General features: G+C 60.0%; 20 protein-coding genes, 1 tRNA gene and 1 riboswitch. Of the genes, 16 read left to right on the top strand and 5 right to left on the bottom strand.

What is annotated here, in order from left to right; genetic code table 11:
* Positions 1-8 precede the first annotated feature (8 nt).
* The 5 genes from PY308_RS19065 (at position 9) to PY308_RS19045 (ending at position 5173) form a co-directional block, all read left to right on the top strand.
* On the top strand, positions 9-545 hold the full coding sequence (locus PY308_RS19065; protein ID WP_275785708.1) for an OmpA family protein: 537 nt from the start codon (positions 9-11) through the stop codon (positions 543-545).
* Between the two features lie 353 nt (positions 546-898).
* Positions 899-2308 (top strand): 3-isopropylmalate dehydratase large subunit, encoded by a 1410-nt coding sequence (gene leuC / locus PY308_RS19060; protein ID WP_275785706.1) that lies wholly within the window; start codon positions 899-901, stop codon positions 2306-2308.
* A 41-nt stretch (positions 2309-2349) separates the two neighbouring features.
* Positions 2350-2886 (top strand): SixA phosphatase family protein, encoded by a 537-nt coding sequence (locus PY308_RS19055; RefSeq protein ID WP_275785704.1) that lies wholly within the window; start codon positions 2350-2352, stop codon positions 2884-2886.
* Positions 2887-2964: 78 nt separating this feature from the next.
* Positions 2965-3042, top strand: a riboswitch (SAM riboswitch).
* Positions 3043-3115: 73 nt separating this feature from the next.
* The gene (metA, locus tag PY308_RS19050) at positions 3116-4042 is read left to right on the top strand and encodes a homoserine O-acetyltransferase MetA (RefSeq protein ID WP_275785702.1); all 927 of its coding nucleotides are present in this window, start codon (positions 3116-3118) and stop codon (positions 4040-4042) included.
* Between the two features lie 69 nt (positions 4043-4111).
* The gene (locus PY308_RS19045; RefSeq protein ID WP_434064172.1) at positions 4112-5173 is read left to right on the top strand and encodes an aldose epimerase family protein; all 1062 of its coding nucleotides are present in this window, start codon (positions 4112-4114) and stop codon (positions 5171-5173) included.
* 152 nt (positions 5174-5325) lie between these two features.
* On the opposite strand, the gene PY308_RS19040 is transcribed toward PY308_RS19045, so the two are convergent.
* Positions 5326-5400: transfer RNA gene (locus tag PY308_RS19040), tRNA-Gly, on the bottom strand.
* Between the two features lie 238 nt (positions 5401-5638).
* Between PY308_RS19040 and PY308_RS19035 the strand changes: the two genes are divergently transcribed.
* The 5 genes from PY308_RS19035 (at position 5639) to PY308_RS19015 (ending at position 8681) form a co-directional block, all read left to right on the top strand.
* Entirely contained in the window at positions 5639-6163 is a 525-nt protein-coding gene (locus PY308_RS19035; RefSeq protein ID WP_275785698.1) for a prolyl-tRNA synthetase associated domain-containing protein, read from the top strand.
* A 58-nt stretch (positions 6164-6221) separates the two neighbouring features.
* Positions 6222-7199: a thioredoxin gene (gene trxA / locus PY308_RS19030; protein WP_275785696.1), complete on the top strand. Its 978-nt coding sequence runs from the start codon at positions 6222-6224 to the stop codon at positions 7197-7199.
* Between the two features lie 114 nt (positions 7200-7313).
* Complete coding sequence (locus PY308_RS19025; RefSeq protein WP_275785694.1) at positions 7314-7994, top strand: LON peptidase substrate-binding domain-containing protein; 681 nt, start codon at positions 7314-7316, stop codon at positions 7992-7994.
* Positions 7995-8003: 9 nt separating this feature from the next.
* Positions 8004-8192 carry a Trm112 family protein gene (locus PY308_RS19020; protein WP_275785690.1) on the top strand — a complete coding sequence of 63 codons (189 nt, stop codon included), beginning with the start codon at positions 8004-8006 and terminating at the stop codon, positions 8190-8192.
* A gap of 96 nt (positions 8193-8288) precedes the next feature.
* Positions 8289-8681 (top strand): hypothetical protein, encoded by a 393-nt coding sequence (locus PY308_RS19015; RefSeq protein WP_275785688.1) that lies wholly within the window; start codon positions 8289-8291, stop codon positions 8679-8681.
* A 2-nt stretch (positions 8682-8683) separates the two neighbouring features.
* On the opposite strand, the gene PY308_RS19010 is transcribed toward PY308_RS19015, so the two are convergent.
* Positions 8684-9898 carry a ubiquinone biosynthesis hydroxylase gene (locus PY308_RS19010; protein ID WP_275785685.1) on the bottom strand — a complete coding sequence of 405 codons (1215 nt, stop codon included), beginning with the start codon at positions 9896-9898 and terminating at the stop codon, positions 8684-8686.
* A gap of 101 nt (positions 9899-9999) precedes the next feature.
* Between PY308_RS19010 and tesB the strand changes: the two genes are divergently transcribed.
* The 6 genes from tesB to PY308_RS18980 all read left to right on the top strand — a co-directional run bounded on the left by tesB (position 10000) and on the right by PY308_RS18980 (position 17588).
* Positions 10000-10884, top strand: a complete 885-nt coding sequence (gene tesB / locus PY308_RS19005) for an acyl-CoA thioesterase II (protein ID WP_275785683.1) — start codon at positions 10000-10002, stop codon at positions 10882-10884.
* A gap of 223 nt (positions 10885-11107) precedes the next feature.
* Positions 11108-11458 carry a P-II family nitrogen regulator gene (locus tag PY308_RS19000; protein WP_037128337.1) on the top strand — a complete coding sequence of 117 codons (351 nt, stop codon included), beginning with the start codon at positions 11108-11110 and terminating at the stop codon, positions 11456-11458.
* Positions 11459-11488: 30 nt separating this feature from the next.
* Positions 11489-12922, top strand: coding sequence for an ammonium transporter (locus PY308_RS18995; RefSeq protein ID WP_275785679.1), 1434 nt, complete (start codon positions 11489-11491; stop codon positions 12920-12922).
* 251 nt (positions 12923-13173) lie between these two features.
* The gene (locus PY308_RS18990) at positions 13174-15807 is read left to right on the top strand and encodes an FtsK/SpoIIIE family DNA translocase (RefSeq protein ID WP_275785676.1); all 2634 of its coding nucleotides are present in this window, start codon (positions 13174-13176) and stop codon (positions 15805-15807) included.
* Positions 15808-15944: 137 nt separating this feature from the next.
* Positions 15945-16616 (top strand): outer membrane lipoprotein carrier protein LolA, encoded by a 672-nt coding sequence (locus PY308_RS18985; protein ID WP_275785674.1) that lies wholly within the window; start codon positions 15945-15947, stop codon positions 16614-16616.
* Positions 16617-16781: 165 nt separating this feature from the next.
* On the top strand, positions 16782-17588 hold the full coding sequence (locus PY308_RS18980; RefSeq protein ID WP_275785671.1) for an exodeoxyribonuclease III: 807 nt from the start codon (positions 16782-16784) through the stop codon (positions 17586-17588).
* Positions 17589-17593: 5 nt separating this feature from the next.
* On the opposite strand, the gene PY308_RS18975 is transcribed toward PY308_RS18980, so the two are convergent.
* The 3 genes from PY308_RS18975 to PY308_RS18965 all read right to left on the bottom strand — a co-directional run bounded on the left by PY308_RS18975 (position 17594) and on the right by PY308_RS18965 (position 19911).
* Positions 17594-18616 (bottom strand): LLM class flavin-dependent oxidoreductase, encoded by a 1023-nt coding sequence (locus PY308_RS18975; RefSeq protein ID WP_275785668.1) that lies wholly within the window; start codon positions 18614-18616, stop codon positions 17594-17596.
* 123 nt (positions 18617-18739) lie between these two features.
* Positions 18740-19195: a cyclic nucleotide-binding domain-containing protein gene (locus PY308_RS18970; protein WP_275785666.1), complete on the bottom strand. Its 456-nt coding sequence runs from the start codon at positions 19193-19195 to the stop codon at positions 18740-18742.
* 32 nt (positions 19196-19227) lie between these two features.
* Positions 19228-19911 (bottom strand): response regulator transcription factor, encoded by a 684-nt coding sequence (locus PY308_RS18965; protein WP_275785663.1) that lies wholly within the window; start codon positions 19909-19911, stop codon positions 19228-19230.
* Positions 19912-19998: the final 87 nt, after the last annotated feature.

The following is a 19998-nucleotide window of genomic DNA, read 5'->3' as shown; positions in this document are numbered from 1 at the left end:
TTCCATTGATGTCTGCTATGACCGGATACGTTGCTCGTCTTGGTGCCGCAGCCATGCTGCTCGCGCTCGCTGCCTGCAGCACCACTGACATTGCCTCCGTGGAAGAGCCTGCCGCCGTGCCGATGACCGGTCAGACCAACGATCCGGCACCCGGCTTCGAGACTGTGAAGACCGGCAGCGAAGAGGAGTTCATCCTCAATGTCGGCCGGCGGATCTATTTCTCGGAGGACTCCGCCAAACTCGATTCGGTCGCCCTGGTAACGTTGGACAATCAGGCCGCATGGCTGAACAACAATCCGGGCTGGCTTCTCAAGCTGCAGGGGTTTGCTGACGATTCCGGGTCCGATGCCCAGATGGTGGCGCTGTCACAGAAGCGCGCCGGTGCGGTCATGGCCTATCTGGTTACAAGGGGCGTCGATCCCCAGCGCATGTGGGCCAAGGGCTATGGCAAGGACCGGGAAGTCCGTGACTGCGCCGATCGCTCGTGCAAGGTACAGAACCGGCGCGTCGTTGCCAATTTGCGCACCAAGCGTGATGCGCTCTGATCAACGCCGCGTTCATTCCGCAAGCCCGTTGCGCTTTTCGAGGGCACACGGCAGGCAAGCCACATCGGCAGGGCATTTCGAGCAGGCTGGGACGCGCGTCTGTCTCTCTGGCCGATATTGCCGGTTGGTCACAAAACTGCTATATCCGCCACTATGGAATCCAAATTCGGATGTCACGAGCAGAAAATCGTCGTGCTGCAGGATCACAAGCGTCTGCCGGCACGGTTTTTCGCGCGCGTTTCAGGCGCGCTGAGCAGCCGACTTATCTGACTGTCGGGACTTGCTCCTGACCAGTTGCGGCGAATTTGCCGGATATTTTTCTTCACATTGGTACTTCAAATGGATGCACAGCCATGAGCGCACCGCGGACTCTCTATGATAAAATCTGGGACGACCATCTGGTCGATCAACAGGACGACGGAACCTGTCTTCTCTACATCGATCGCCATCTCGTTCACGAAGTGACGAGCCCACAGGCGTTCGAAGGCCTGCGCCTGACCAACCGTCAGGTGCGCGCTCCGCAAAAAACGCTGGCCGTTGTTGATCACAACGTGCCGACCTCGCCGGATCGCCATCTCGGCATCAAGAACGAGGAAAGCCGCATTCAGGTCGAGGCGCTCGCCCAGAACGCGGCCGATTTCGGCGTCGAATATTATTCGGCCAGCGATATCCGCCAAGGCATCGTCCATATCGTCGGGCCGGAACAGGGCTTCACGCTGCCGGGGATGACCATCGTCTGCGGCGACAGCCACACCTCGACGCATGGGGCCTTCGGTGCACTGGCGCATGGCATCGGCACGTCCGAGGTCGAGCATGTGCTCGCCACCCAGACGCTGATCCAGAAGAAGGCCAAGAACATGCTGGTGCGTGTCGATGGCGTTCTGCCGGAGCATGTCACGGCCAAGGACATCATTCTCGCCATCATCGGCGAGATCGGCACGGCCGGCGGCACCGGCCATGTCATCGAGTTTGCCGGCGAGGCCATCCGCGCCTTGTCGATGGAAGGCCGCATGACCGTCTGCAACATGACGATCGAAGGCGGTGCCCGCGCCGGCCTGATCGCACCGGACGAAAAGACCTTCGAATACATCAAGGGCAAGCCGCGGGCGCCGACCGGCGAGGCGCTGGAACAGGCGATCGCTTACTGGAAGACGCTGCAGACCGACGAAGGCGCCCATTACGACCGTGTCGTCGTGCTGAACGCCGCCGATCTGCCGCCCATCGTCTCCTGGGGCTCCTCGCCTGAAGATGTCATCTCGGTTCAGGGCACCGTACCCAACCCGGACGAGATCCAGGACGAGAACAAGCGCACGTCGAAGTGGCGGGCGCTCGATTACATGGGGCTGAAGCCGGGCACGAAGATCACCGACATCGCTATCGATCGCGTCTTCATCGGCTCCTGCACCAATGGCCGCATCGAGGATCTGCGCGAAGTCGCCAAGGTGGTCGAGGGCCGCACGGTCGCATCCACGGTGTCCGCGATGATCGTTCCGGGCTCTGGCCTCGTCAAGGAACAGGCGGAAGCCGAAGGTCTCGACGTCATCTTCAAGGCGGCCGGCTTCGACTGGCGCGAGCCGGGCTGCTCCATGTGCCTTGCCATGAACGACGACCGCCTGAAGCCGGGCGAGCGCTGCGCCTCCACGTCCAACCGCAACTTCGAAGGCCGTCAGGGTTTCAAGGGCCGCACCCATCTGGTGTCGCCTGCCATGGCTGCTGCCGCCGCGGTGTCGGGGCATTTCGTCGATATCCGCGAGTGGAAGTGAGACGTCCACCCTCCCCTTGAGGGGGAGGGTGGAGGAAGCGAATGACCAAAGAATCCAGAAAATCGAAACATCGTCTTATCCTTCTGCGTCACGGCAAATCCGCGTGGCCGGAAGGCGTCGCTGACGAGGCGCGGCCTCTCTCGGAGCGTGGCCGCAGGGCGGCGCCCGTCATTGGCGCCTATATGGAACACGAGACACTTATTCCAGACCTCGTGCTCGTCTCTCCAGCGACGCGAGCGCAGCAGACCTGGGACCTGGTGCGGGATGAACTGCCGGCGGATATGGCCGAGCGAACGGAAACAAAACTTTACGAGGTTCCAGCAGAGACGATTGTCGATGCGATCCGTTCCGTGGAAGCTTCCTGCCGGACCTTGCTGGTCGTCGGCCACAATCCGGGCATGGAGGATGCTGCGGCCATGCTGGCCGGAGGCGGCGAAGCCGGCGCGATATACCTTATCAAGGAGAAGTTCCCGACAGCAGGCCTTGCCGTCATCGACTTCGATATTGAAGGATGGAATGACCTTGCCGCCGGCAGTGGTTATCTCGAACGGTTCGTGACGCCGCGTTCCCTTGCCTGAAACGCGCCTGCGAGGTCAGGGCGGGCGTTGGGCGGAGCCGGGCACGCCGCCATTGATTTCCGTCGTCTGCGGCGTTATATCCGCAGTCGTGGTGATTTGGCCGGCCGGCTTGCAGCCACGTTAAATAAGTCGCTAAAGGGCCGTGCATGCGCAAGCAGCGGGCCGGTAGCGATTGTCGTCGTTGCCGGTTTTTTCATGCCGGCTGGTCCGCCAGATCCGAGTGTTGCCCATGCCCATCAAGATCCCCGATACGCTGCCCGCCTATGAAACCCTCGTCAAGGAAGGGGTGCGGGTGATGACCGAAACGGTGGCCATCCGTCAGGATATCAGGCCATTGCAGATCGGACTGCTCAATCTCATGCCGAACAAGATCAAGACCGAGATCCAGATGGCGCGCCTCGTCGGCGCTTCGCCGCTGCAGGTCGAGCTGTCGCTGATCCGTATCGGAGGACACAAGGCGAAGAACACGCCGGAGGAGCATCTGCTCGCCTTCTACGACACATGGGAAGAAGTGCGGCACCGCAAGTTCGATGGCCTGATCATCACCGGCGCCCCTGTGGAAACGATGGATTACGAAGACGTGACCTACTGGAGCGAGATGCAGCAGATTCTCGATTGGACGCACACCAATGTCCATTCGACGCTGAACATTTGCTGGGGCGCGATGGCCGCGATCTATCATTTCCACAAGGTGCCGAAATACACGCTGAAGGAAAAAGCTTTTGGCGTCTACCGTCACCACAACCTCAATCCGGCCTCGCCCTATCTCAGCGGCTTTTCAGACGATTTCCAGATTCCGGTGTCACGCTGGACCGAGGTGCGGCGCGCCGATATCGAGGCGGTGCCGGGGCTCGAAATTCTGATGGAATCCGACGAGATGGGTATTTGCTTCGTGCATGAAAAAGCCGGCAACCGCCTCTATGTCTTCAACCATGTGGAATATGATTCGACGTCGCTTTCAGACGAATATTTCCGCGATGTCGATGCGGGCGTGCCGATCAAGATGCCGCATAATCATTTCCCGCACAACGATCCCACGCTGACGCCGCAAAATCGCTGGCGCAGCCACGCGCATCTGCTGTTCGGAAACTGGATCAACGATATCTATCAGACGACGTCCTTCGATCTTGCCGATATCGGAAAAGACAGGCAGTGACCGAACCGTCGGCCGTCGTGAAAACGCCGGTGCGGTCTCAATGACTTTACAGTTGCCGCCCTGCCGGAAATGAAGCAGTTTGCCGCCCGCAACAGGGCAGTGGAGGAAAACGCCGTGCAGATAGAAAATGAGATCTTTGGCCACCTGCCATCCGGCGAACCGGTGCACCGTCTTGTCTTACAAGGCGGCGGGCTGACGGCTCATATTCTCACATGGGGCTCGGTGATCCAGGATCTGCGCCTTGATGGTCACAAGGCTCCCCTCGTCCTCGGTTTCGAAAATCTGGCCGACTATCTCGCCCACTCCCCTTATTTCGGCGCGACGCCCGGCCGCAATGCGAATCGCATCGGCGGCGGACGCTTCGCAATCGACGGTGAAACCTTTCAACTGGAACTCAATGAAAAGGGCGTCACTCATCTGCACGGCGGTAGCGATGGCATTGCCAAGCGTTTATGGAGCGTCGTCGAACAGGCGCAAGACCGGGTCGTGCTTCAGATCGTCGATCCCGATGGCCGCGCCGGCTATCCTGGCAATTGCACCATAACCTGTACCTACACGCTTTTTGAGGGCGGCGTCCTTGCTGTCGCTTACGAAAGCACTGCTGACCGCGCCACCATCTGCAATGTCTGCCAGCACAGCTATTTCAACCTCGATGGCACGGCCGATGCGCTGGGCCACGACGCCATGATTGCCGCCAGCCACTATCTGCCGACGGATGAACGGCAGGTTCCCACAGGTGAGATCCGCCCGGTTGACGGTACGGTCTTCGATCTGCGCGCCATGACGCCGCTTCGCCGTCAGATGGAAGGGGACAGGATCGGCTATGACCATAATTTCTGCCTTGCGGATGCACGTGGTCCGAAACAATCGGTGGCGCTGGTCCGCAGTGTGAATTCCGGGGTATCGCTGGAAGTTCGCACGACGGAGCCCGGGGTCCAGTTCTATACCGGCTTCAAGGTGAATGTGGGTGTTCCAGGCCTCGACGGCCGCCGCTATGGCCCTTTCGCCGGCTTCTGCCTGGAAACGCAGATCTGGCCGGATGCGGTCAACCATGCGAATTTTCCGCAGGCCGTGCTGCGCCCGGGAGAGACCCTGCGGCAGGAAACGGACTATGTCTTCAGCCGCAACTGAGGTTATGGCAAAGAACGATCCTTCCATAGACCCAGCGAAGCCGGTCTATGGAAGGATGCTCGACGCAAGAGGCGGCTGTTTACGATATTGATCGTGTAGCAAGCATGGCTACCCAGCCCTTCGCACGCGTGGCATGAAATCTTTGAAGAAAATGGAGCGGGTGAGGCGATTCGAACGCCCGACCCCAACCTTGGCAAGGTTGTGCTCTACCCCTGAGCTACACCCGCTCATTGTCGACGGCCTGGGGTAGTCGGTGGCCGAAGTTCGCTGTGTTGTGGCGACGGGCGCTATATGGCCCAGCCATTTCCCAAATGCAACAGGGAAATGACGCAGGATGGAAGAAATTTTGGAGAGCAAGGCGCAAGCCACTGAAAACAAGGCGTTTTGCCGGGCGTGGCATGACGAATATTGCGCTTGTCTGCCCTTCGCCGTAAGGGAAAAGGAGATGAGAAGGAAGGAATCGCCATGACCGACATGCCAGCAGCCGGCCTGCCGCCGAAAACACAGGAGGACCTGTTCCAGTTTCTCGACAGCCTTGGCATACCCCACACGACCAAGCGCCATGAACCCGTCTTCACGGTCGCCGAATCGGTCGCTCTGCGAGACGAAATTCCCGGCGGGCATACCAAGAACCTCTTCGTGAAAGACAAGAAGGACAATTATTTCCTTCTGACCGTCGAGGAGCATGCGACCGTGGACCTGAAGACCGTGCACACGATCATCGGCGCGGCCAGCAAGGTGTCCTTTGGCAAGCCGGAGAAGCTGATGGAATATCTGGGCGTCATCCCCGGCGCGGTCACGGCTTTCGGGGTCATCAACGATATGGGTGGAAATGTGAGGATCATCATCGATGAAGACCTGATGAAGGACGAGATCGTCAACTGTCATCCGCTGTCGAACGATGCGACGACGTCGATCGCCTCGAAAGACCTGATGCGCTTTATCGAAGCGACCGGACACGAACCGCTTGTCTTGAAAGTGACGGCCTGACATACGATCTTTGGCGGGAAACAGTCAGACAGACCAATATCGTCCGCAAGGAGAGATGATGAGCGCCGGTGACAACCCTTACGCAGTATCCTACGGCAACCAGATGTCCGGGGCAGCAAGCTACGGCAGCACGCCGGTCGCTGCGCCAGTTCCTGCCGGCGACCTGATCAAGGAAACCACGACGGCGAATTTTACCAAAGACGTGCTAGAGGCGTCGCGCCATCAGCCGGTTCTGGTTGATTTCTGGGCGCCCTGGTGCGGTCCTTGCAAGCAGTTGACCCCGGTCATCGAGAAGGTCGTCACCGAGGCCAAGGGGCGTGTCAAACTCGTCAAAATGAATATCGACGATCACCCTTCGATTGCAGGCCAGCTCGGTATCCAGTCGATCCCGGCCGTGATTGCTTTCTCGAATGGCCGCCCGGTCGATGGTTTCATGGGCGCGGTGCCGGAAAGCCAGATTCGTCAGTTTATCGACAAGATCGCCGGCCCCGCCGTGGATGATCAGGCAGCCGAGATCGAAGCGGCGCTCGCCGAAGCCAAGACTTTGGTCGATCAAGGAGATCTGGAGAATGCGGCCGGCCTTTTTAGCGCCGTTCTGCAGGCCGAGCCCGAGAATGCAGCCGCGCTTGCAGGCCTTGCCAATTGCCTGATCTCCATGGGGGATATCGAGCAAGCGCGTGAGGTTCTGACTGGCTTGCACGAGGCTTTGGCGAAAGATGCCGGTATCGTGGCGGCGCTGAAGAAAATCGACCAGATCGAGGAAGCCCGCAAGCTTGGCGATCCGGAGGCGCTCGAACGGGCGCTTGCAGCCAATCCCGACGATCATGCAGCCCGTATCAAGCTTGCCAAGATCCGCAATGTCGAAGGCGACAGGCAAGCAGCGGCGGATCATCTTTTGACTGTGATGAAACGCGACCGGGCCTTCGAGGATGACGGCGCGCGGCGCGAGCTCTTGCAGTTCTTCGAGGTTTGGGGGCCTATGGATCCGGCAACGCTATCGGCGCGCCGCAAATTGTCGTCGATCCTGTTCTCATAGCGCCAGTCGACTGCGCTCTCTTGAGATTTTCAGACTGAGCACCATCTCTTCTCGATAGGCCGCAAAACTGTAAATCATAAGAAAGCGGCCGGCAGCGACGGGGTGTATTCGCACATGCAAGTTGGAAATGCACGTTATCTCAAGCCGCAGGATTTGCCGGAAACGCTCCCGGTATTTCCGTTGACGGGCGTGCTCCTGCTTCCTGGTTCGCAGCTGCCGCTCAATATCTTCGAGCCGCGCTATCTCGCCATGTTCGACGACGCGCTGGCGGGAAACCGTCTGATCGGAATGATTCAGCCGTTTTTCGGGGAGGCGCGCGAAGAAGCCGGGCAGGCGCATGTCCAGGCGCTCTGCCAAGTCGGGTGCGTTGGCCGGATTACATCCTTTGCGGAAATGGAGGACGGCCGCTATCTGGCTTCTTTGACCGGGATCTGCCGTTTCCGGTTGTTTAACGAACTGCCTGCCACCAAGGGCTACCGCAATTTTCACATTGCGCCTTTCGCCACCGATCTCATGGAGCCGGACGATGAGGCACAGGTCGATCGCCGGGCGCTTCTCGCCGCTTTCAAGGCCTATCTCGAAGCCAACAAGCTGGAAGCAGACTGGGAAAGCGTCGAACGGGCGAGCAATTCCACACTCGTCAATTCCATGGCGATGATGTCGCCCTACGGTCCCGCGGAGAAGCAGGCGCTGCTCGAGGCTCCGGACCTCAAGACCCGCGCCGAAACGCTGATCGCCATTACAGAGATCGTGCTTGCACGAAATTTCGGCGATATTGAAACCATGCTGCAATAGGCGGGAATGATGGAAGACAGAACCAGCCGCGTCGATCCGAAACTCCTCGAATTGCTGGTATGTCCGCTGACCAAGGGTCGCCTCAGCTACCACGCCACCGACAACGAACTGATTTCCGAGAAGGCCCGTCTTGCGTATCCGATCCGCGACGGCATTCCGATCATGTTGATCTCCGAAGCACGCAAAATCGAAGATTGAGCGTGATTTTGCGCCTTTTTTGGAGGGTTTTACGCACTCTCAATCAATAGGGTATACACGTTTCCGCCGAGGCTTAAGCCATTCGCGGGGAGCGCCATGATCGCCTGGTACCTTGTCGTCGCCGTGCTCGTGCTGGTTCTGCTGAGCGCGATCTGCCACATTTTCCGGTCCTCATTCAATTTCATGCCGGACCGTTTCCATTCCGGGGGCGGCCTGTTCTGGCGTGAACATATCATCGATGACATGCTCAGCAGCAATTACGGTTTTTGGGATATGGTTGCCGGAACCGAATATGACGAAGACGGGTTCTACGAGTTCTTCAGCATAAAAAATCTGCGGATTGCCTGTACCTGGACAGTGCCGACCGGCCTTGCGGCCCTTTTCTCCTATCCCGGCCTTTGGGAGGGCTTTACGGCCATCGTTGACGAGGCCCCAGGCTGGCTGTGGGATCTGATCGTCTACCGGATTGAGAACTTGCGGTGGATGTGACGTCAGATAGGCTGTCCACTCAGCAATTTCGGTTCGGCCTGCCCGCCCAGTCCCGACGCCTGGTGAATGAAGAAGGATTTCACCGATGACAGGCGATCGACGATGCCCAGACCGACATCCCTCAGCGCCCTGACCGGCGTGATGTCATTGGAAAACAACCGGTTCAGCACGTCAGTCGTCACGCCCATGCGAAAGGTATCGAAGCGCCTCCAGTTCTGGTAGCGCTCCAGGATGGCCAGCGAGCCGATGTCGAGGCCAAGCCGATCAGCATCGACGATCGTTTCGGCAAGCGCCGCTACGTCCTTGAAGCCGAGATTGAGCCCCTGGCCGGAGATCGGGTGAATGCCATGCGCAGCGTCGCCGGCAAGGGCGAAACGCGGTTTAACGAATTCGCGCGCCAGAGTCAGGCCGAGCGGGAAGGCACGCCGTCCGCCAACGACTTTCAACGTTCCGAGCTTGTGGCCAAAGCGCCGTTCCAGTTCCGCCTCGAACACCATATCGTCGCCGGCGACCAGCTGCGCTGCATCCCGCGTCCGCTCCGTCCAGACCAGCGACGAGCGATTGTTTTTCAAGGGCAGGGTGGCAAAGGGGCCTGCGGGGAGGAAATGTTCCTCTGCCGTTCCGTTATGCGGCCGCTCGTGCTCCACCGTCGTGACGATGCCGGACTGACCATAGTCAAACTCCACCGTCTTGATGCCTGCCGCCTGGCGCAATTTCGAGCGCACTCCGTCGCAAGCGACCAGAAGACGTGTTTCAAGTACGACGCCGTCTGACAGTGTGAGGGAGACTGCATGATCTCCGGTCTCGAAACCGGCGGCTGAAACAGCCTGGCGAACAGGTATGCCCAGTGTCTCCGCAGCCTGCCGCAGTGCGCCCACAAGGGCGACATTGGGCACCATATGGGCAAAGGGCCGGCCTTCGACAGCGTCGTCCTCAAAGGTCAGGAAGACGGGGCGCACGGGATCGGCGACTTTCGAATCGGTGACGACCATGCGCCGGATCGGTTCGGCCTGCGGCTCGATGCGCTCCCAGACGCCCAGCGAACCCAGCATCTGCGAGGCGGCCGCGATGATCGCCGAGGCGCGCTCGTCCTTTTTCCAGGCGGCTTCGGGGGCGCTGTCGATCAAGGTGACGTCAAGATGGGGCGCTGCCGTCTTGACGGCCACGGCCAGGGACAGCCCGACATAGCCACCGCCCGCGATCAGCACATCGATCATCCCGTTCTCCTGTCAGACTTGAGCATTTCTGCGACACTATATAGAGCATTGCTGCGCCCCTTCCTACCACCGGCGCTGATCTACCTCCGGAGATAGCCGAAATGTCGCGCCCCACAGACATGCAAAGCCCGATGGACACTCTGCTGCAAACATTGGATCTGGAGAGGCTGGAGGAAAATCTGTTCCGCGGCCGTTCGCCGCAGGTCGGCTGGCAGCGGGTTTTCGGCGGGCAGGTCATCGGGCAGGCACTGGTGGCAGCCCAGCGCACCGTCAGCGAAGGCCGTTATGTGCATTCCCTGCATGCCTATTTCATGCGTCCGGGCGATCCGGCCGTTCCGATCATCTACGATGTCGATCGTATAAGGGACGGATCGAGCTTCGCCACGCGCCGGGTTGTCGCCATCCAGCATGGCAAGGCGATCTTTTCGATGTCCGCGTCCTTCCAGTTCGACGAGGAGGGCTTCAATCATCAGGTCGCGATGCCCGACATCGCGCCACCGGAAAGCCTACTCGGGGAGCGGGATATCAAGGAGAAGTTCCTGGCAAACGCGCCCGAAGCTATCCGCCGCTACTGGGAGCGCCCGCGCCCGATCGAGATCAGGCCCGTATCCCTCAAGCATTATTTTTCGCGCGACAGGCTGGAGCCCGTGCAAAACGTCTGGGTCAAGGCCGTCGGTGCCGTCCCGAACGAACGTCATATTCAGGCGGCGGTGCTCGCCTATCTGTCCGATATGACACTGCTGGACACCGCTCTTTACGCTCATGGCACCTCGGTTTTCGATCGGGATCTCCAGGTGGCCAGCCTTGATCACGCCATGTGGTTCCACCGGCCGTGCCGGATGGACGACTGGCTTCTCTATACGCAGGACAGTCCGAGCGCTTTTGGCGCACGGGGTATGACGCGGGGCAGTCTGTTCGATCGGTCTGGCGTGTTGATTGCTTCCGTGGCTCAAGAAGGCCTGATCCGTAAAAAGGCAACTGCGTAAATAAACGCCATTTTTTTATTTTTGCCTATTATTTCATCCTTCATCCCAGTGATTTCCGGAGGTTTTCTAGCCGGGGCCGGGAAAAATGTGTCTTTTCCGTGTCTTTTCATGATCTTGGCGTCCGCTGCCGAATCTGGCACGCGCCTTGAATAGGTAAGTCCAGTCGTTGGGGGATTGCGCTCCGCGGCAAGGAGAGACGGCGCCGCGCCGAACATGAACAAGGATGGGAAACCAGATGAAAATTGTGATGGCCATTATCAAGCCGTTCAAGCTCGATGAGGTCCGTGAAGCCCTCACTGCCGTCGGCATTCAGGGGCTGACTGTAACCGAGGTCAAGGGTTATGGGCGCCAGAAGGGGCATACGGAAATCTATCGCGGCACCGAATATGCCGTCAGCTTCCTGCCGAAGCTGAAAATCGAAATCGCCGTTGCCTCCGAAATCGTCGACAAGGCCGTCGAGGCGATCGCATCTGCGGCCAAGACAGGCCAAATCGGCGACGGCAAGATCTTCGTCTACTCGATTGACCATGCGGTGCGCATTCGTACCGGCGAAACCGATTCAGAAGCGCTGTAAGTCACGGCCGTTCAGGGAGCTATTTTTCAGATGTCCTCATTCAAACTTTCCAACTCTCTCGGACGCGTGAGCGCTGCAGCCGCAGCACTCCTCGCCCCGGCTGTCGCGTTTGCGCAGGAAGCGGCACCCGCCGCCGCTGAAGCCGTTGCCGCCGCCGCTCCGGCCATGACCGTCGACAAGGGCGACACCACCTGGATGATGGTTTCCACCATCCTGGTTCTCCTGATGACCGTCCCCGGTCTTGCGCTGTTTTACGGTGGCCTCGTGCGCACCAAAAACATGTTGTCCGTCCTCATGCAGGTCATGATGATCGCAGCCGTCGGCATGATCGTCTGGGTTACCTATGGCTACTCGATGGCCTTCACCGATGGCGGTTCGATGAACAGCTTCGTTGGCGGCTTCTCCAAGGTCTTCCTGTCGGGCGTCGACGTGACGACCATGGCCGAAAGCTTCTCCAAGGGCGTCGCCATTCCCGAACTGGTGTTCGTCATTTTCCAGATGACCTTTGCGGCGATCACCCCCGGCCTGATCATCGGCGCCTTTGCCGAACGCATCAAGTTCTCGGCCGTGATCCTCTTCACGATCCTGTGGCTGACCTTCGTCTACTTCCCGATCGCTCACATGGTCTGGTTCTGGGGCGGCCCGAGCGCCTATGACGGCCCGACCGGCCTCATCTTCGGCTTCGGCGCGATCGACTTTGCCGGCGGCACCGTCGTTCACATCAATGCCGGCATCGCCGGTCTGGTGGGCGCGATCATGGTCGGCAAGCGTACCGGCTTCGGCAAGGACATGATGGCTCCGCACTCCATGACGATGACCATGATCGGCGCCTCGCTTCTCTGGGTCGGCTGGTTCGGCTTCAACGCCGGCTCCAACCTCGAAGCAAACGCCTATGCGGTTCTCGCCATGATCAACACGCTTGTTGCCACGGCTGCCGCCATCATCGCCTGGGCACTGGTTGAAACCTTTACCCGCGGCAAGGCATCGATGCTTGGTGCTGCTTCGGGTGCCGTTGCCGGCCTCGTCGTCATCACGCCTGCAGCCGGCTTCGTCGGCCCGATGGGCGCGATCGTCATGGGTCTCATCGTCTCTCCGCTGTGCTACTTCTTCGTTTCGACGGTGAAGAACAAGTTCGGCTATGACGACACGGCAGACGTCTTCGGCGTTCACGGCATCGGCGGCATTGTCGGTGCGCTGCTCACCGGTGTGTTTGTCAACCCGGCACTCGGCGGTGCAGGCATCGTCGATTACTCGACAGCCGATTTTGCCGCTGGCTACGCCGGCACCGCGACGCAGGTCTGGGCACAGCTTAAGGGCGTTATCGTCACGGTCCTGTGGTCGGGCATCGGTTCGGCGATCCTTTACAAGATCGTCGATGTCATCGTTGGCCTGCGCGTGCCGGTCGAAGCCGAGCGTGAAGGTCTCGACCTTTCCTCGCACGGCGAAGCTGCCTACCATTCCTGACAAGGCCGGGCCGGTTCCGCCGGCCCATTCCCGCCTCCCGGCGGTCCGTCTTGTGCGAACCGCATCTGGCCCGGATCTCGATCCGGGCCTTTTTTCGTTGGAGCAGGGGAGGCCGAGACGAAGCAACGCGGAATTTGACGAGCACAATCCGTAAACGAACCGTCAAGGTTAACATCGCTTTAACCCTCCTCCGGCTAGGGTGAAAGCATGTGCGCATCGCGCTTTTCAAGACGAACGGGCAGCAGGTCATCATGAGCAGAAGCAATCAGGCGGTCTTCGATAACCGCTCCAACCGGTTCGTGCTTTCTACGTTTGTCTGGAGACAGCTTGCGGCGCTGGCCGGTTTTGCATTGTTCGCGGTTGTGGCCCTTGCCGTCGCGGCGCTGTCCACCTGGAATGTGGCGGACCCCAGTTTCTCGTTCGCGACGGCCAGTGAGCCAACCAATGTGCTGGGCTATACAGGTGCGGCTTTTGCCGACATCTTCATGCAATTTTTCGGGATTGCCAGCCTCGTTGCGCTGCTTCCGGTCGTCGCATGGGCGCTTGCGCTGATTTTCGCCAAGCCTTTCGATAAGTTTCTCAAGCGCGGCGTCGCCTGGTTTGGCGGTTCGGTCCTCGCATCAGCAGCGCTCGGATGTCTGCCGGCTCCCGTGACATGGCCGTTGCCGAGCGGTCTTGGCGGGGTGTTCGGAGATATGATTCTGCGATTTCCGGCCCTGTTCACAGGTGCTTTTCCCTCGGGCACCTTTGGCCTGGTGCTGGGCGGCCTGATTGCCCTGCCATCGGCCTATTTCCTCATCTTCAGTGCCGGCCTGATCGGCGTTGCCGATCCGGAGGATGAGGTTGCCGAGCAGGCACCCGCGCCCAGCAAGGCCCGCACCGTCCGCGACGAATTGGACGATGATGCGCCTGCCGGGTTTGCAACGGTGATAGCCGGTGCGCTGACGCATGTGCGTTTCACGGCCCAGGCGCGGTTCCGCCGGTTGTTCGGGCTCAGCGGCCACCGCAAGGCTGTCCCGCGTCATTACGACGCGCCCTATGATTTCAATACCGATGAATTCGGAACGCTGAACGAGCCGGTGCGCGCCAAGACCGGACGAACGGAACGCGTAGAGCCATCCCTCGACAAAAGCGAACGCCGTGCGCTGCAGGCGCCGTCGCTGTCGATCGACGATGACGATCTGTTGAGCGGCGAGCCCGTCGATCTTGCGGACGACGACGAGGACATCGATCCGGCCGCTGACTGGGCGCCCGTACCGCCTCCGCGCAAACAACTGCCGGCGCAGGTGAGCACCCGCATCGTGCCGCCTGCGACGCGGCCGAAGACTGGCCAGCGCATCGAGCGGGAAGCACAGGGCTCGCTGGTCTCAGAGGATGGCGGGTTCGTCCTCCCGCCGCTTCACTTTCTTGCCGAGCCGAAAAATGTTGTGCGCGATGCAACCTTGTCAGCCGATGCGCTGGAACAGAACGCCCGTATGCTGGAAGGGGTTCTGGAAGACTTCGGCGTGAAGGGCGAGATCATCCATGTGCGTCCGGGCCCCGTCGTGACGCTCTACGAACTGGAGCCCGCCCCCGGCATCAAGTCTTCGCGGGTCATCGGCCTTGCCGACGATATCGCCCGATCCATGTCGGCGATCGCCGCCCGTGTCGCCGTGGTGCCCGGACGCAATGCGATCGGCATCGAATTGCCAAACCAGCGCCGCGAAACCGTCTATCTGCGCGAACTCATCGGCTCCAGAGACTTCGAACAGAGCAAGGCAAGGCTCGCCATGGCGCTTGGCAAGAATATCGGCGGCGAGCCGGTTATTGCGGACATTGCCAAGATGCCGCATCTGCTCGTTGCCGGCACCACCGGCTCGGGCAAATCCGTTGCCATCAACACCTTCATTCTGTCGCTGCTCTATCGCCTGACGCCGGATCAGTGCCGCCTGATCATGATCGACCCGAAGATGCTCGAGCTTTCGGTCTATGACGGCATTCCGCATCTGCTTTCCCCTGTCGTCACCGATCCGAAGAAGGCCGTCGTCGCGCTGAAATGGACCGTGCGCGAGATGGAAGAGCGTTACAAAAAGATGTCGAAGATCGGCGTGCGCAACATCGACGGGTTCAACAGCCGCGTCGAGCAGGCGCTGGCCAAGGGCGAGCAGATCAGCCGCACGGTGCAGACCGGTTTCGACCGGCAGACCGGCGAGGCCGTCTACGAGACGGAAGAGTTCGATCTTCAGCCCATGCCCTATATCGTCGTCATCATCGACGAAATGGCCGACCTGATGATGGTGGCCGGCAAGGACATCGAGGGCGCCGTCCAGCGCCTCGCCCAGATGGCCCGCGCCGCCGGCATCCATGTCATCATGGCGACGCAGCGTCCCTCGGTCGATGTCATCACCGGCACGATCAAGGCGAACTTCCCGACCCGGATTTCCTTTCAGGTCACGTCGAAGATCGACAGCCGCACCATTCTGGGTGAGCAGGGCGCCGAACAGCTGCTGGGGATGGGCGACATGCTCTACATGGCCGGCGGCGGCCGCATCCAGCGCGTCCATGGACCCTTCGTGTCGGATACGGAAGTCGAGGACGTCGTCAAATATCTGAAGACGCAGGGCGCGCCGCAATATCTCGACGCTATCACCGAGGATGATGACGAGGATGGCGAAGAGGGTGGTCCGGCCGGCACGTCGAACCTGTCGGAATCGGACGATCCCTACGATCAGGCCGTGGCCATCGTGCTGCGCGACGGCAAGGCTTCGACATCCTACATCCAGCGCCGTCTCGGCATTGGTTACAACCGTGCGGCATCACTGATCGAGCGCATGGAGCAGGAAGGTATCATTGGCGCGGCCAACCATGCCGGCAAGCGCGAAATCCTGGTTCCCACCGAAGACTGAAACGCCGGGTGACAGGTTGTGGAACCCGAACCCCGAAGCCGGGCGATTTCACAGGAAATCGAGGAAAATCCGTTCGTGCGACGCCTTGAAGGCGCCGCACTTGCGCTCCAAATGACGTTGAAATGAAGGAGATCGCCATGACAGACAGTGAATTCGGATACGGCAGAGAGAAAAGTTCATCCTGCCTGTCGCGCCGGTCTCTCGTTGGTGGCTTCGCAGTGCTGACGGCACTGGCCGTAATCGGCCTGCCTGCCGAACCCGCCCTGGCGCAGGCGAAGACTGTCGTCGCCCAGAAGATCGCCGATCATTTCGCGTCTGTGAAGACGATGAGCGGAGAGTTCGTGCAGTTCGGACCGCGCGGCGAACAGACGGCCGGCAAGTTCTACATCAGCCGTCCCGGCAAGATCCGTTTCAACTATGAAGCGCCGTCGCCGATGCGTGTCATTGCCGACGGCAAGTCGGTTGTCATCGGCAACCAGAAGCTCAAGACCTGGGACATCTATCCCCTGTCGAAGACACCGCTGAAGATCCTGCTTTCAGACGATATCGACCTCTCCGGCAAGATGGTTCGCAGCGTCAAGGAGGAAGCCGACCTGATCACCATCGTGCTCGGCGACAGAAGCATTTTCGGCGACGCGACGATCACGCTGATGTTCGACCCGAAGACGTATGATCTGCGCCAGTGGACGATCACCGATGCGCAGAAGAAGGATACGTCGGTGATGATCTTCAATGTGAAGAACGGTGTGCCCATGGACGACAAGGTCTTCCAGATCCCCTATGACGATGTGCGCAACAAGTCGAGATAATCTGGCACCAGTTTGATCGGCAATACGGACAGGCCTTGCAGGGCACTCCCCACTTTGCGTCGATGCAGGCGTCGCGACAGTACCAGATCCACGAAATGCTCTTGATCACGTTGCCGGTGAAGGGAAAGTTCCTTTGCCTGCCGTTGTCTTTTAAAAGGTACCCACATGGCATTGTCGATCGCGACCTGGAACATCAACTCGGTGCGGCTGCGCATGCCATTGGTCGAGCATTTTCTGACCACTTGGTCTCCTGACATTCTTTGTCTTCAGGAGACGAAGGTTACGAACGATCTCTTTCCGTTGGCCCCGCTGCAAGCGCTTGGATATGCGAATATCGCGATCCACGGACAGAAGGGCTATCACGGCGTCGCGACGATTTCCCGCCTGCCTCTCCACGAACTGACCGATCGGCGCGACTACTGCGGCGTCGGCGATTCCAGGCATCTCTCGGTCGTGTTCGAAAAAGGTGGCAAGACGATCCGCCTGCACAATTTCTATGTGCCCGCGGGCGGCGACGAGCCGGATCGGACGATCAACGCAAAATTCGGGCACAAGCTCGATTTCGTCGAGGAGATGAAGCAACTGCATGCCGAAAGCGAGGCGGGCGTCTCCTCGATCCTCGTCGGCGATCTCAATATCGCGCCGCTCGAGCATGATGTCTGGTCGCACAAGCAGATGCTGAAGGTGATCAGCCACACGCCCGTAGAGACGGAGGCCCTGACGGCTGTCCTGCAGGGCGGAGCCTGGGTCGATCTTCTGCGTCAGCATGTGCCTGCATCAGAAAAGCTCTACACCTGGTGGAGCTACCGGGCCAAGGACTGGGAGGCTGCCGACCGCGGCCGTCGCCTCGATCACATCTGGTCCTCGGCCGATCTTTCGCCGCATCTGACCGGCGTCGATATCCTGAAGGAGGCCCGCGGCTGGGAGCGGCCGTCGGACCATGTTCCCGTGATCGCCCATTTCGATCTGTAAGCCTCCTATCGCCAGCCGAGTGCCGGTGCGACATGCGTCAGGATCGCTTCGATCACATGGGCGTTATAATCGACCCCGAGCTGATTGGGCACCGTCAGCAAAAGCGTGTCCGCTTCCTTGATCGCCTCGTCCTCGGCCAGTTGGTCGATCAGAATATCGGGCTCGGCGGCATAGGACCGGCCGAAAATCGCCCTGGTATTGTCGTCGATGTAGCCGACCTTGTCCTGTTCCTTGCCGCCGGTTCCGAAAAAGGCCCGATCGCGATGATCGACCAGGGCGAAGATGCTGCGGCTGACGGAAACCCTGGGCGCGCGCGGATGGCCGGCTTCTTTCCATGCGTCTTTGTAGGCACGGATCTGTGCCGCCTGCTGGACGTGGAAGGGTTCGCCGGTTTCGTCGTTCTTCAGCGTCGAGCTCTGCAGGTTCATCCCAAGCTTCGCCGCCCATATCGCCGTGGCATTGGAGCTGGCGCCCCACCAGATGCGGTCGCGCAGTCCTTCCGAATATGGCTCGAGGCGTAGCAGGCCCGGCGGGTTCGGAAACATCGGGCGGGGGTTCGGCCGGGCGAAGCCCTCGCCTTTCAGGAGATCGAGCAGGACCTCGGCATGCTGGCGGCCCATGTCGGCATCCGTCTGGCCGTCCTGCGGCGCAAACCCGAAATGGCGCCAGCCATCGATCACCTGTTCAGGCGAGCCGCGGCTGATCCCGAGCTGGAGACGCCCGTTCGATATGAGATCGGCGCTGCCCGCGTCCTCCGCCATGTAGAACGGATTTTCATAGCGCATGTCGATCACAGCCGTGCCGATCTCGATCTTTTTCGTGCGGGCGCCAACGGCAGCCAGAAGGGGGAAAGGCGAGGCAAGCTGGCGGGCAAAATGATGGACGCGGAAATAGGCGCCATCAGCGCCGAGTTCTTCGGCAGCGACCGCCAGATCGATCGACTGAAGAAGCGTATCGCCTGCCGAACGGGTCTGTGATTGCGGCGAAGGGTTCCAGTGGCCGAAGGAAAGGAAGCCGATGTTCTTCATTGTCTCGTTCCTGATAGTCGTAAAGCACTGCCGGACAGATGGGGATGAAGCGCACCGCAGGAAAGAGCAAAAGCCGGCCGCAGGTCAGCGCCGCCCGAAACGCACTGTCTCTCCCAGGAAACGTTATCCGAAGCGCGGCGCCAGCTTTTGCATGTCGCGGATCATGGTCTGCAGATTGGTCTTGATGCGCGCTTCGACGATAACGGCAACTTCGGGATATTCCTCCATCATCCGGCGAAACAGCGGCCGGTTGACGCGGATGACCTCACTGTCTTCTTCGGCAGTCGCTGTAAATTTGCGCTCGACGAAGGAGATCATCGCCAGCTCCGAAAGCAGCGTTCCCCGTCCCACCGTGTCGATGACCTCAATGCCGCCATCCGACAGATTTCGTGTCAGCACGATAGAGCCGCCGGCGACCGCAAAAGCGCAATCGGCCGGTGCTCCCTCGCGAAAGAGCTGCTGACCCTTGTTGAGCCTGCGCCGCTCCGCACCAAAGGCAATCAGCCGCAGTTTGTCGTCATCGATATCCGCAAACAGCGGCACGAGGGACAGAAGGGCGATGTCGTCATTCAGCGACAAGGAACTACCTCAAAACGATCAGGGCGCTCCCTTCAGGGAACGATCTTGTACCCGCCATTCTCTGTCACCAAAATCTCCGCATTGGAAGGGTCCCGCTCTATTTTCTGGCGCAGGCGGTAGACATGGGTTTCCAGCGTGTGCGTCGTGACGCCCGAATTATAGCCCCAGACCTCCTCCAGCAGAATGTCGCGGGTCACCACCTTCTGGTCGGCCCGGTAGAGATAGCGGATGATCGCTGCTTCTTTTTCGGTGAGGCGGATCTTCTGGCCGTTGTCGAGGGTCAGAAGCTTCTGTCCCGGCTTGAAGGTATAGGGGCCGACAGTGAACGTCGCGTCCTCGCTTTGTTCGTGCTGGCGAAGCTGCGCCCGGATGCGGGCAAGCAGGACGGCAAATCGGAAGGGCTTTGTCACATAGTCGTTGGCCCCGGCTTCAAGACCGAGGATCGTGTCAGAATCGGTGTCGTGCCCGGTCAGCATGATGATGGGCGACTTGAAGCCGCCCTTGCGCAGCAGCTTGACCGCCTCGCGGCCGTCCATGTCGGGAAGGCCGACATCCATCACGAGGAGAGCGATCTGCTGGCTGCGGGCGGTCTGGATGCCCTTGGCGGCCGTCGGCTCCTGAAGAATGGAAAATTCCTCGTAGAGCGAAAGCTGCTCCGTTAACGTTTCGCGCAGGTCGTTGTCGTCATCGACGAGAAGAATGGTACGGGCCGACATGTTAAGGATCCCTCCGGGCTTGCGAATTGAAACCACCGTCGTCAACTGCCTGAACAAGCAATGGAGCTTCACCCGTTTGTTACATAT

The sequence above is a fragment of the Pararhizobium gei genome, from assembly GCF_029223885.1.
In the GTDB taxonomy this organism is placed as follows: domain Bacteria; phylum Pseudomonadota; class Alphaproteobacteria; order Rhizobiales; family Rhizobiaceae; genus Pararhizobium; species Pararhizobium gei.
This window is presented reverse-complemented; position numbering and strand designations above follow the sequence as displayed.